This is a genomic window from Candidatus Aminicenantes bacterium, assembly GCA_026393795.1.
Taxonomy (GTDB): domain Bacteria; phylum Acidobacteriota; class Aminicenantia; order UBA2199; family UBA2199; genus UBA2199.
The window spans coordinates 1-11,768 of record JAPKZL010000061.1 but is presented as its reverse complement, the minus strand read 5'-3'; the positions used below and the strand labels follow the sequence as shown (position 1 = coordinate 11,768).

Below are 11,768 nucleotides of genomic sequence, written 5' to 3'. Positions count from 1 at the left end.
CGGTTGCGCGAGATCTCCACCTGCAGGTTGAACATCGCCTTTTTCAGGTGGCCGTCCTCGATGTTGCGGGCGGCGCTGGCTTTCCTGATCGTTTCCAGGGCCTGGGCCAGCTCGCGGTCGGAGCCCGACTGCCCGGCCAGCTCACGGTCGAAGCCGTCGAGCTCGGCGGCGAGGGCCTTTTCCTGTTTTTCGATCTCCTTGATCTCGGCTTCGCTTTCGGCGATGAATTGTTCCAGTTCCGCCATCTTCTGCTTGATGAATTCCTGGCGCTGCTGGGTCTTTTCGACCTCTTTGCTGCCTTCCAGGAGCTTGTTGTTGTGGTCGAAGATGAACTGCTGGTTGCTCTTCAGGCTCTGGTCCAGGTTCCAGCGCTTGCCCTCGAGCTCGAGCAGCCCATGGTCAAAATCGCCGATCTCCTTGACCAGCGCCGACTCGCCGTTCATGAACTCGACAATCTTGCCGCCCTGCAGGTCGAAATCGCCTCTGAACGCCTGGTATTTCTTCTGCAGCAGAGCCTTGAGCAGGTCGTTGCGCGAATTCTTGATCTCGCGGTAGCGGCGGGCGAAATGGACCTGGTTCTTCAGCTCGCGCAGGCGGTTGCTCTTTTCCTGCAGCACCAGCTCCAGGCTGTCGAGGTTCTGCTGGGCGATGATCAGCTTGCCGGCGGTCTCCTTTTTCCTCTCCAGGTACTGGGCGATGCCCGCCGCCTCTTCGATCAGGATGCGCCGTTCGCTGGGCTTGAGGTTGATCATCTTCTCGACGCTGCCCTGTTCGAAGATGAAGTAGTTGCGCTCGCCGATGCCCAGGTCGAACAGCGTGTCCTGGACGTCCTTGTTGCGGCAGAATTTTTCGTTCAGGATGTATTTGCCCTCGCCGCTGCGGAAGAAGCGCCGGGCGATGTAGGTTTCGCTGTCATGGTTGGCGAAATAGGCCCCGACCTCGGTCATGCCCAGGGGCTTTTTCGAGGCGCTGCCCGTGAAGATCAGGTCCTCGTTGTTCTCGCCGCGCAGGTTCTTGATGCGCTGCTCGCCCAGGACCCAGAGCAGGGCGTCGACCAGGTTGCTCTTGCCGCAGCCGTTGGGGCCGATCACCGCCGTGATGCCGCGGTGGAATTGAACGATAGTCTTCTCGGGAAATGATTTGAAGCCGTGCAGTTCGAGTTTTTTCAGATAGATGTTCATGACTCCGTCCGGGCCGAACCCTGCCGGCCGCTATCACGATATCACAACTCCGGCCGTTTGTAAATTTCCCCTCTGCCGAGGCGGCGGAGGGTTTTCCGGCGCGGCAGCGGCCGGGCGTTGTCCCGGCTTTATCCGGCGACGCGCTGGGGTTGGCCGCCGAAAACGAAGCTGCGATTCATGTGCTCGCGCTCATCGAGCCCGATGCGCCTGAAGACGTCGGCCCAGTTCGCCAGGTCAGCGTATTCCTTGACCAGGCCGTTGCGCAGCGGCTGTTGTTCCCATTCGGGGTGCTCCTCGACGAAGCGCGCGTAAACGTGCTCGGCATGGTCCTCGAACTCGGCGTTGAAAAGAAATGCCCGGCGCAGGCTGACCCGGGCCAGCAGCCGCGAAAACATGGTGTAGAAGCCGATGCTGAAGAAAACGAAGGGGGCTGACAAATACCAGGGGTCGCGGCAGCGCTCCTCCTTCATCTTTTCATGGAGCACCCGCAGGTGCCAATATTCGTTATCCTGGGCGGCGCGGCTCCAGACAATAATTTCGCGTGCTTTTTTGACAGCGTCTTGATCGCGATAACAACTTGTCAGTCGCGCATAGAGGCGGAATTCCCAGGCGCGATAGGGCACGCTGGCCAGCATTTCGATGAGCTTGGCCTTGGCCAGGGTCGTTCGTTTCCCGGCGATCAGGTCCATGGACAGGAAAAATAATTTTGCCGCCATGGAATACTTGCAGCGCGGCCTGGCCAATGATGCATGTGATTCTCTTGTCAGATCGCTGTTCATGTTCCTCCTGAGGGGGCTTTGGGGGAAGCCGGATGCACGTTGGCGCTAGCCCGTATAAACGGAGTAGCGGATCGCATCCTTGCCTTCATGCTTTACCGTATACATCAGTTCATCGGCCATGCGCACCAAGTAATCGGGAGTCGGTGGGGCGGCATGGCAGGTCAACACGCCGATGCTGAACGTGATCGGCCAATGGCTCTGCCGCATTTCCTTCAACAGGCAGGTGTGAATCTTGGCCAGCACCACGCGGGCCGATTTTTCGTCGGTTTCGGGCAGCAACAACACGAATTCATCACCGCCAAGCCGCGCCACCACGTCGGTTTTTCGCAAACTCCTCTTGGCGGAATTCGCCACGGTGTGGAGGACCCGGTCGCCCACCGAATGTCCGAATTGGTCGTTCAAGGATTTGAAGTTGTCCAGATCGATATAGGCAATGGTAAAGGGGCGCTCGTGCCTTTGCAGACGGTCGTTTTCTATCTGCACCAAATCATAGAAGAAACGTGAATTGACCACCCCGGTCAGGTAGTCGGTTCGGGCCAATTCCTTTTCACTGTCCAGCGCCTTTCTTAAATTGGCCAGGAGAAATACGGTGATGACAAAAAAACTGAAGCGGATGAAGGTGTTCCACGTGTAAATGAAGGGACTTGAATATAAACTTCCCGCCAGCACGTCCGCCACGAGCCATACGAAGGCGCTCAGCACCGCGGCCACGATTCCGAGGCGCTGGCCGGCGTACCAGGCCACGATGGAAACGGGGATCAGATAAAACAGTGAAAATGCAAGCTCATAACCCGTCAAGAAGTCAAGGATGCCGACTCCGCCGATGAGGACAAAGCCAGCTATGGCCCAAAAGGATTTACTTCGCTTCGCCAGGTTGGTTCGAAATTTCATCGCTTCTGATCGCGAGCAACGGGCTCCGCGCGCCGCCGGTTCAGGACGCGCGCCGTTTCGGCCAGCAGGAACAGGCTCAACACGAGCAATATCAGGCCCAAGACAGCCGACAGCAGGTTGTCGAAACCCGTGCTGCCCGACAAGAATGGCTTCACCAGCAGGACCAGCGACCACATGCTCATGACCAGCATGACCGCCAGCGGGATAATGACAAAGCCGATGCGGCGGCCGCTGTGCTTCAGCCACACGGCCAGGGCCAGCAGGGTCAGCGCCGCCAGCAGCTGGTTGCTGGAGCCGAAGATCGGCCAGGCCACCAGGTAGCCCTTTTCCTTGGTCGAGAGCAGGAAGAGCAGCGGCAGGACCAGGGTCGCGGCGGTCGCCAGCCAGCCGCCGGCTCTCCCCTTCAACCCGGTGAACTCCTGCAGGATGTAGCGCGCCAGGCGCGTGCAGACGTCGAGGGTGTCGTAGACGAAGGTCGAAAAAGCCAGCAGCGCGAACGATAGGGCAAGGGCGGGATCGATCCCGGCCAGCCCCAGGTAGCGGGCGATGCCGCGGGCATAGATCAGGTTGGGATCTTCTTTCAGCGCCGGCGAGCCCGGCGCCAGGGCCATGACCGTGGCCAGGGCCAGCACCGCCACCAGCGCCTCGAGCAGCATCGCACCGTAGCCGACAGGCCGCGCGTCGCGTTCGCGCGCCAGCTGCTTGGACGTAGTGCCGGAAGCGACGATGCCGTGGAAGCCCGAGCAGGCGCCGCAGGCAATGGTGATGAACAACAGCGGCAGCAGCGGCTTGCCGTTCAGCACGCTGGCCAGGCCATGGAGGTTGAGCGCCGGGTAGGCCAAGGGGATGCGGCCGAACAGGGCCCCGCCCAGCCCGGCGGCAATGACCAGATAGAGCAACCAGCCGCCCAGGTAGCCGCGCGGCTGCAGCAGCAGCCAGACCGGGATGATGGCGGCGAAGAAGCAGTAGCCCAGGAGGACGACGTCCCAGCCCTTGACCGGGACCGAGGCGATGAGATGGAGCCAAGAGGCCGGCAGGTGCGGCCCCAGCCAGATAATCAGCATGACCAGGGGCAGGAAAACCAGGGTCGCTTTGCCCACTTTCCAGCGCCAGCGATAGAGGAGGATGCCCATGGCCATAGCCGCCAGGATATAGAAGAGCGAGGAGGCGGCCACGCCGGCACCGAAGGGTTCGCCGCTGCCGCCCATGGCGCGGAAGGTCTGGGCGGTGATGTCGGTGAAAGCGGCGATGACGTACACCAGGCACAGCCAGACGAAAGCCAGGAAAAGCCGGTAGGCGGTCGGCGAAAGGTTGCGGCGCACGATCTCACCGATCGATGCCCCGCCATGGCGCACCGAGGCGATCAGGCTGGAAAAATCGTGAACGCCGCCGATGAAGATGGAGCCGAGGATGATCCACATCAGCGCCGGCAGCCAGCCGAACCAGATCCCGGCCAAAACCGGCCCGACGATCGGCCCGGCGGCGGAGATGGCCGAAAAATGCTGCCCGAGCAGAAGCCCGGCGGAGGCGGGAACATAATCCTGGCCGTCGTTTACCGTCACCGCCGGCGTGGGCTTGGAGTCGTCCAGCTGCAGGCGGCTTGCCAGGAAACGGCCGTAGACAAGATAGGCTGCGGCGAGCACAGCCGCCGACCCGAGAACGATCAGGGCGATCACCGCCGCCCCCGCGGGAAATAATGATTTGCCATGTCGTAGTTTATCACTGCGGCGGCGAACCGGCAAGGGCCGTCAGGTCTGCGACTACCGGGCCTCGATCTCCATGGTCAGGGATTTCCATTCGCTCTCTTCCGGCGGGGGCTTGAGGCGCCGCAGCATGAGCAGCGAAGCCTTTGCTCCCGGGGCCTTCCCATCCAGCAGCAGGGAAAAATGGGAGACGTTTGTCACCTGGGCGCCGTCCATTTCCAGGACCACGTCCAGCGGCCGGATGCCGGCCCGGTCGGCCGGTCCGTTGATCGCCACCATCGTGACCAAAACGCCGGCGCCGCCCGGCCTCTCCAGCTCGGCCGCCTGGGCGGGAGTAACATTCTCCCACATCAGCCCGAACCGGGAAAATTTTATGCCCAATTCACGCTGCCGGAGGGCGGAGGCGACGGCATGGATGAAGGTGCGGGCCGCATCCTCGCTCCTGAAAAAAAAGTTATACAGCGCTCCGGCGTACAGGTTGACATTCCAATTTTCGCCGCCGGGCACATCGGAATAGCTCCCCTTCAGGTCGGGCCAATAGTGCAGGTCCATGCTGCGCACCGCATCCAGGGCGATGAAGCGGTAGGACGATCCGCGGTATTGACCCAGGTAGCCGGTGCGCCATTCGGCCTCGATCCGGATATCATCGGCTTTCGTGGGTTGGTCCCCGTACTTTCGCCTGGCCGCGCCCTTGCCCTCGGTCAGGCGGATCTTGCCGGCAAAAAACACGGTCGCGCTGAATGCGGGATCGAGAAAGACCATTCCGCCATCGACCGCCTTTTTGAACGCCGCGTCGACCTGCTCGGGGCTTAAGTCGGTCTTGGCTTCGACCCACATCCAGAGGCCCTTGCCGGGCATCGGCCAGGAAGCCGGTTCCGTCACTTGGGCCAGGGCGATGTTGGCCACCAGCCAAGAGCACAGTCCGCAAAAGACCGCCAGCCGCTTACGTGAAAGCCATACCGCCATTTGTACCTCCTGCGTGTGCGATCGGCGCGACAATGGGTTTGGCACTATTATACGTCAGCCGGAGAGCTTGGAGAAGTCCAATGCTCCGGTCTGGAAGATCATCTTCCATTCGCCGCTGGCCATCTTCGTATAGATCTTGCAGACGCGGCCCAGCCAGTGGTTGTCCGCCCCGGTCTCCTTGTGGCGCCACAGCGTGTCGATGTCGACCACGGCAAACGCGGCGTCGAGCTCGGCCGAGACCTCGATGCGCACCGTGCGGCGCCGGTTTCGGACCAGGTCGTGGCTGTCGAAGAGATTCTGCCAGTTCTGGCGCCAGCGCCCGCGCTCGAAGCGGCCGAGGACGAACACCCAGTCGACGGGATCGTGGGCAACGGCCGTCGGCGGCCAGGGCCAGGCCATGTCGGGGTGGATCAGCGACAGGAAGAGGTCGGGGTTCTTCGTGTCCCAGCCTTTGGTTTCAAGATCAACCAGCGCCTGGATCTGGTGCTTCACCATTTCTTTCATTTTGTTTCCTTATTTTTCGCAAATGAAGGATTTACAGAATATTTCAGAAATGCATGCCAACCATATAGCACGGCACGTGCAAAATTACCAGCAAGGACCGCGGTCCGTCGCGGACCGCCAACCTATTTCTTGGCCACCTCGCCAAGCGGGATGCCGATGGCCTTGGCCACCCCAGCGCCATACGCCGGATCAGCCTTCAGGCAGTTGCCGATATGACGGATTTTGATCTCGCGTGAAGCATTGGCGATGTCGGCGGCGGTGTTGGCGAAAAGCAGCGCCTGCTTTTCCGGTCTCATCAGCCGGAAGAGCATGCCGGGCTGGGTGTAGTAATCGTCGTCATCCTTGCGGAAATCCCAGTGGTCAGCGGCGCCGGCCAGGGCCAGCGGCGGCTCGGCGAACTCGGGCTGCTGCCGCCACTCGCCGAAGCTGTTGGGCTCATAGCCCAGGGTGCTGCCGTAGTTGCCGTCGACGCGCATGGAGCCGTCGCGGTGAAAGCTGTGGTAGGGACAGCGCGGCGCGTTAACCGGGATCTGCTGGTGGTTGACGCCGAGGCGGTAGCGCTGGGCGTCGCCGTAGGAAAAGAGCCGGCCTTGGAGCATCTTGTCGGGCGAAAAGCCGATGCCCGGAACCACATTGGCCGGGTTGAAGGCCGCCTGCTCCACGTCGGCAAAATAGTTTTCCGGGTTGCGGTTCAGCTCGAGGACGCCGACCTCGATCAAAGGATAATCCTTTTTAAGCCAGACCTTGGTGAGGTCGAAGGGGTGGAACTTGTAGGTGGCCGCGTCCTTCTCGGGCATGATCTGCACATACAAGGTCCAGCGCGGGAAGTCCTTTTTTTCGATGCTTTCGAACAAATCGCGCTGGTGGCTTTCCCGGTCCATGCCGATGAGCGCCTGGGACTCCTCATTGCTCAGGTTCTTGATGCCCTGCTGGGTCCTGAAGTGGAATTTCACCCAGCAGCGCTCGTTCTTGGCGTTGATGAAGCTGAAGGTGTGGCTGCCGAAGCCGTGCATGTAGCGGTAGGAGGCGGGGATGCCGCGGTCGCTCATGACGATGGTCACCTGGTGCAGCGCCTCGGGCAGCGAGCTCCAGAAGTCCCAGTTGTTGAGGGCGCTGCGCAGGTTGGTGCGCGGGTCCCTGTTCACGGCGTGGTTGAGGTCGGGGAATTTCAGCGGGTCGCGCATGAAGAAGACCGGCGTGTTGTTGCCTACCAGGTCCCAGTTGCCCTCCTCGGTGTAGAACTTCATGGCGAAGCCGCGGATATCGCGCTCGGCGTCGGCGGCGCCGCGCTCGCCGGCCCCAGTGGAGAAGCGGACGAACAGGTCGGTCTTTTTGCCCACCGTCGAGAATATATTGGCCTTGGTGTAACGGCTGATGTCGTGGGTGACGGTGAAGGTGCCGAAGGCCCCGGATCCCTTGGCGTGCATGCGCCGCTCGGGAATCACCTCGCGGTCGAAGTGGGCGAGCTTCTCAAGGTACCAGACGTCCTGGAGCAGCACCGGGCCGCGCGGCCCGGCGGTCATGGTGTTCTGGTTGTCAACGACGGGGGCGCCGGTGCGCGTGGTCAGTTTTTGGTTCTTTTTCATATTTTCCTCCTTTTAATGGATCTTGCTTTTTTTAAAACGGCAGGTTTCGACTTGCAGCAGGCCGGGCAGCGCCCAAAGAAGTCCAAGCGGTAGGTCAGGATCTCAAAACCGCTCCCGTCGGTAACCTCCCGGGTCATGTCGCGCAGGCTGTTCAGTTTAGGATCGATAATCCTGCCGCATTCGAGGCAGACGATGTGGGGGTGTGGATAGGGTTTCCGGCCATCATAACGGCTGCCGCTCCCGGCGAAGGCAATCTCAAACACCTCTCCCAGCGACTTGATCAGCGTGACGTTGCGGTACACCGTTGCCGGACTGATCCCGGGGAAGTCCTTTCGCAGCCGCGCGCATAGGTCATCCACGCTCGGATGCTCCGCGCTCGCCGCCAGGACGCGGACGATGGCCAGGCGCTGCGGGGTCAATTTTAAACCGGCCGCCTTCAGCTTCTTGGCCATTGCGTTTTGGCGTTCCATTGAAATTTCTTTCATGATAATTATTCGTAATTAATAATTATTATTAATTATGACCGGGGTCATTTCAAATGTCAAGAGCGTTGGCGGGAATTATTTTTTTCGCCCGTAGCTGTTCTCCATGCTCTTGAACTCGCTTCAGACTCGTCATCAGGCGGTGTTTTTCAATCGCGAATAGAAATACTTCTTGGCTGCCTCCGTGACCGCCACATAGAGCGTCGTCAGCCCGATCATGGCCAGCAGCAGCGGTGCGGGCAGCGGCACGAAGCCGAACAGGGAGTGGAAGGGCAGATAAGGCAGCATCAGCGTGAGCCCGACCATGGCCAGCGTGCTTGCCAGCAGGAGCGTGCCCGGACGGCTGCGGAAAAACAGGTGGCGCGTGCGCACGACGAGGGCGATGACCAGCTCGGTCAGCAGCGACTCGATGAACCAGCCGGTGCGGAACTCGCTCGGCCCGGCCCGGAACAGAAACAGCAAAATCGCGAAGGCCAGGAAATCGAAGAGCGAACTGACCAGGCCGAAGAGCACCATGTAGTCGCGGATGAAGGCGGTATTCCAGCGCCGCGGCTTCGCCACCCATTCCGGGTCGACGTTGTCGCCGGCGATGGCGGTACCGGGAATGTCGGACAGGAAGTTGTTGAGCAAAATCTGCGGCGCCAGCAGCGGCAGAAAGGGCAGCAACAGCGAGGCTCCGGCCATGCTGAACATGTTGCCGAAGTTGGCGCTGATGGTCGTCAGGATGTACTTGAGCGTGTTGGCGAAGGTCTTGCGCCCCTCGTCGACCCCCTCGCGCAGGATGCCCAGGTCCTGTTTGAGCAGCACGAAGTCGGCGGCCTCCTTGGCCACGTCCACCGCCGTGTCCACCGAGATGCCCACGTCGGCGGCGTGCAAGGCCGGCGCGTCGTTGATGCCGTCGCCCATATAGCCGACCACGTGCCCGGTCTTGCGCAGCGCCAGGATGATGCGCTCCTTCTGATTGGGATCCACTTCGGCGAAAATGGTCGTGCGTTCGGCGGCGTGCCAGAGCGCCTCGTCACGCATGCCGTTGAGATCGCTTCCGGTCAGCACGTCGCCGGCCGGCAGGTTCACCGCCTCGGCGACGTGCCGGGCCACCTTGTCGTTGTCGCCGGTAATGATCTTGAGTTGTACGCCGCGGGTCACGAGGTCGATGATGGTCTTCCGCACATCGGCTTTGGGCGGATCAAAGAAAAGCAGAAAGCCGGTAAAGGTGAGACCATTTTCATCCTCATGCTCGTACGCCCCCGAGCGTTCGTCCGCCGGTTTCGTTGCTACGCCCAGCACGCGGTAGCCTTTGCTGCTCCAGTCGCTGTACCTCCGTTCGATCCCGGCCCGCCTGCGATCGTCCAGCGGGTCGATTTCCTTTCCGGCCTGCACGTGGCTGCAAACGCTCAGGATGTTCTTCAGCGCGCCCTTGCTTATCAACGTGCGTTCGCCTTGGCCCTTGGCCGTGACCACGCTTAAGCGTTTGCGCACGAAGTCGTAGGGGATCTCGTCCACTTTTTGCTCGCCGCCGATGTCCAGACCGGCCTTCCGGGCATAGGCGACAATGGCCGCATCGAGCGGATTGCTCAGCCCGGTCTGGAAAAAGGCGTTGAGATAGGCCTGGCGCAGGACCGCCGAGGAGGAGCGGCCTTCGGGGTCGAGCGCATCGTCGAGCCGGACGACCCCCTCGGTGAGGGTGCCGGTTTTGTCGGTGCACAGCACGTCCATGCTGCCGAAATTCTCGATCGCGTTCAAGCGGCGGACGATGACGCCGCGCTTGGCCATGCGCTGGGCGCCGTGCGCAAGCGTGATGCTGATGATGGCCGGAAGGAGCTCGGGCGCCAGCCCGACCGCCAGGGCGAGCGCGAAGAGCAGCGAGTCGATAGGCGGCTTGGCCAGGAAAATGTTGACGGCCAGGACAATGACCACCATCACCAGCATGACTTGCGTCAGCAGGTAGCCGAAACGCTGGATGCCGCGCTCGAATTCGGTTGCCTCCGGACGCAGGCGCAACCGGTCGGCGATGTGGCCGAAAATCGTGGCTTTGCCGGTCTGCACGATCAGCACCCGCGCCGTGCCGCTGCCAGCGCTGGTGCCCATAAAGACACAGTTGCTGCGCTCGGCCAGACCGGCCTTGGCCGGGACGATCCCCGCCTTTTTCTCCACCGGGAAGGATTCGCCGGTCAGCACGGCCTGGTTGACGAAAAAGTCATTGGCCTCCAGCACGACACCGTCGGCCGGGACCAGGCTCCCCGCCGAAAGCAGCACCACGTCGCCCGGCACCACGTGCTCGGAGGGCAAAACTTTCGGCTGGCCATCGCGCAGAATGCTCGATTTGATGGTGACTTTCGAGCGCAGCCTCTCGACGGCGTTGCCGGCCCGGTATTCCTGCATAAAGCCGAGCAGGGTGCTGCCGATCACCACGGCCAGCACGATGACGGCGTCGGTCCATTCCCTGACGAAGGCGGAAACAATGGCGGCGAAGATCAGGATGAGCACGAGCGGGCTTTTGAACTGGTTCAGGAGCAATCCCAACGCCGAAGCCCGTTGCCGCGCTTTCAGCGTGTTCAGCCCGGTTTGCCTGAGGCGGTTCCTGGCGTCCCCTTGCTTGAGGCCGTTGCTGCTGCCGTGCAGCGCCGCCAGCAGTTGCCCGGCCGTGAGGCTCCAATACGCCTCAGGCACCGCCAGATATCCCGGTTTCCCTGTTTGCGGCCGGGCGCGGGAAAAGAAGTGGGAATATTTCTTATGGTTCATCCGGGGTTCATTCACTCGGCCCTCATCGGCGCCATGAGCCGATCCGTTCGCTGAACGTCACTTGCCGAAGTGCTTGCGGACCTTGGCCGCGATCTGGCGATCGGTCATCTTGTCGACCGTTTCGAGCGCCGCGATGCGCCCGCCCAGGTGATCCCTTTCCAGGCGTTTTTTCAGCTCACCCTTCGCTTCGCCGGGACCGAATATCAAAATCGCTTCCGCGTTCCCGATGGCCGCAATGACCGCATCGTAATAGATGTTGAGATGCTCCGAAAAAACTCTCTGGCGGATATCATCCGCGGTTACCGGCTGGGGTTCACGGTAGCCCCTACCCTGTGAACCACCGGAATCCCGGCCCTGTTTTTTCGCCTTGGAAATGATCAGCCCCGTTTCTTCCCCTTTGCCCGTAACCGCCACGATGATCGCCTGCTTATGGTCGATCCACAGCCCCACTTTTTTTTCCATCTTCCCTCCCTTGTTCCCCGCTTCCTTACTTCCGGTTCGGGTTGTGCCGGCTCGGCTTCCCTTCCACCTTTTCGATCGGATCGTTCACATAAACCTTGCCCAGCCCAATCGGCGAGGTGATCACTCCGCCCTTGCGGTCCTCGCTGATCCCCTCCGAGTAGCCGAGGTCGACCGGCGTCTTGCCCCGGCCGCCCAGGGCATCGACCACATAGGTCGGCCGCAGGAAGCCGGTGGTGGCCCCGCACAGGTCGCGGCAGATCTCCCGGCCCTTATAGATCTCGGTGCGGAAATGGCCGGTCCCTTCGACGAAGTCGGCGTAATAAAGGTAATAGGGCTTGATGCCCATGCGGCCGAGGCCGTGCACCAGGTCGCGCATCACGTCGGTGTCGTCGTTGACCCCTTTGAGCAGGACGCTCTGGTTGCCGATGGGGATGCCCAGGTCGCGGATCACCTTGACCGCCTGGTAGCTCTG

At 61.4% G+C, this 11,768-nt stretch carries 11 protein-coding genes; all 11 read right to left on the bottom strand.

Translation table 11 applies throughout. From position 1 onward, the window contains the following. On the bottom strand, positions 1 to 1,181 hold a 1,181-nt coding region (locus tag NTW95_02810; protein ID MCX6556352.1), incomplete at its 3' end, for an AAA family ATPase. A gap of 128 nt (positions 1,182 to 1,309) precedes the next feature. Then, positions 1,310 to 1,960 carry a hypothetical protein gene (locus NTW95_02805; GenBank protein ID MCX6556351.1) on the bottom strand — a complete coding sequence of 217 codons (651 nt, stop codon included), beginning with the start codon at positions 1,958 to 1,960 and terminating at the stop codon, positions 1,310 to 1,312. Between the two features lie 45 nt (positions 1,961 to 2,005). Then, on the bottom strand, positions 2,006 to 2,851 hold the full coding sequence (locus NTW95_02800) for a diguanylate cyclase (GenBank protein MCX6556350.1): 846 nt from the start codon (positions 2,849 to 2,851) through the stop codon (positions 2,006 to 2,008). Then, the gene (locus NTW95_02795) at positions 2,848 to 4,527 is read right to left on the bottom strand and encodes a carbon starvation protein A (GenBank protein MCX6556349.1); all 1,680 of its coding nucleotides are present in this window, start codon (positions 4,525 to 4,527) and stop codon (positions 2,848 to 2,850) included. The genes NTW95_02800 and NTW95_02795 overlap by 4 nt, the downstream gene beginning before the upstream one ends. 84 nt (positions 4,528 to 4,611) lie before the next feature. Beyond that, positions 4,612 to 5,520 (bottom strand): PDZ domain-containing protein, encoded by a 909-nt coding sequence (locus NTW95_02790; GenBank protein ID MCX6556348.1) that lies wholly within the window; start codon positions 5,518 to 5,520, stop codon positions 4,612 to 4,614. Between the two features lie 54 nt (positions 5,521 to 5,574). Further along, positions 5,575 to 6,024, bottom strand: a complete 450-nt coding sequence (locus NTW95_02785; GenBank protein ID MCX6556347.1) for a hypothetical protein — start codon at positions 6,022 to 6,024, stop codon at positions 5,575 to 5,577. 122 nt (positions 6,025 to 6,146) lie between these two features. After that, on the bottom strand, positions 6,147 to 7,610 hold the full coding sequence (locus NTW95_02780) for a catalase (GenBank protein ID MCX6556346.1): 1,464 nt from the start codon (positions 7,608 to 7,610) through the stop codon (positions 6,147 to 6,149). Continuing rightward, entirely contained in the window at positions 7,607 to 8,080 is a 474-nt protein-coding gene (locus NTW95_02775; GenBank protein MCX6556345.1) for a Fur family transcriptional regulator, read from the bottom strand. The genes NTW95_02780 and NTW95_02775 overlap by 4 nt, the downstream gene beginning before the upstream one ends. A gap of 147 nt (positions 8,081 to 8,227) precedes the next feature. Then, positions 8,228 to 10,834: a magnesium-translocating P-type ATPase gene (gene mgtA, locus NTW95_02770; protein ID MCX6556344.1), complete on the bottom strand. Its 2,607-nt coding sequence runs from the start codon at positions 10,832 to 10,834 to the stop codon at positions 8,228 to 8,230. A gap of 57 nt (positions 10,835 to 10,891) precedes the next feature. Continuing rightward, positions 10,892 to 11,296, bottom strand: coding sequence for a hypothetical protein (locus NTW95_02765; protein ID MCX6556343.1), 405 nt, complete (start codon positions 11,294 to 11,296; stop codon positions 10,892 to 10,894). Positions 11,297 to 11,321: 25 nt separating this feature from the next. Beyond that, positions 11,322 to 11,768: hypothetical protein (locus NTW95_02760; protein MCX6556342.1), on the bottom strand; the 447-nt coding region annotated here is incomplete at its 5' end.

Coding starts and splice junctions, on each gene's coding strand:
- NTW95_02765 (MCX6556343.1), bottom strand. CDS start 11,296: ATGGAAAAAAAAGTGGGGCTGTGGATCGACCATAAGCAGGCGATCATC.
- NTW95_02800 (MCX6556350.1), bottom strand. CDS start 2,851: ATGAAATTTCGAACCAACCTGGCGAAGCGAAGTAAATCCTTTTGGGCC.
- NTW95_02790 (MCX6556348.1), bottom strand. CDS start 5,520: ATGGCGGTATGGCTTTCACGTAAGCGGCTGGCGGTCTTTTGCGGACTG.
- NTW95_02775 (MCX6556345.1), bottom strand. CDS start 8,080: ATGGAACGCCAAAACGCAATGGCCAAGAAGCTGAAGGCGGCCGGTTTA.
- mgtA (MCX6556344.1), bottom strand. CDS start 10,834: ATGAACCATAAGAAATATTCCCACTTCTTTTCCCGCGCCCGGCCGCAA.
- NTW95_02780 (MCX6556346.1), bottom strand. CDS start 7,610: ATGAAAAAGAACCAAAAACTGACCACGCGCACCGGCGCCCCCGTCGTT.
- NTW95_02785 (MCX6556347.1), bottom strand. CDS start 6,024: ATGAAAGAAATGGTGAAGCACCAGATCCAGGCGCTGGTTGATCTTGAA.
- NTW95_02805 (MCX6556351.1), bottom strand. CDS start 1,960: ATGAACAGCGATCTGACAAGAGAATCACATGCATCATTGGCCAGGCCG.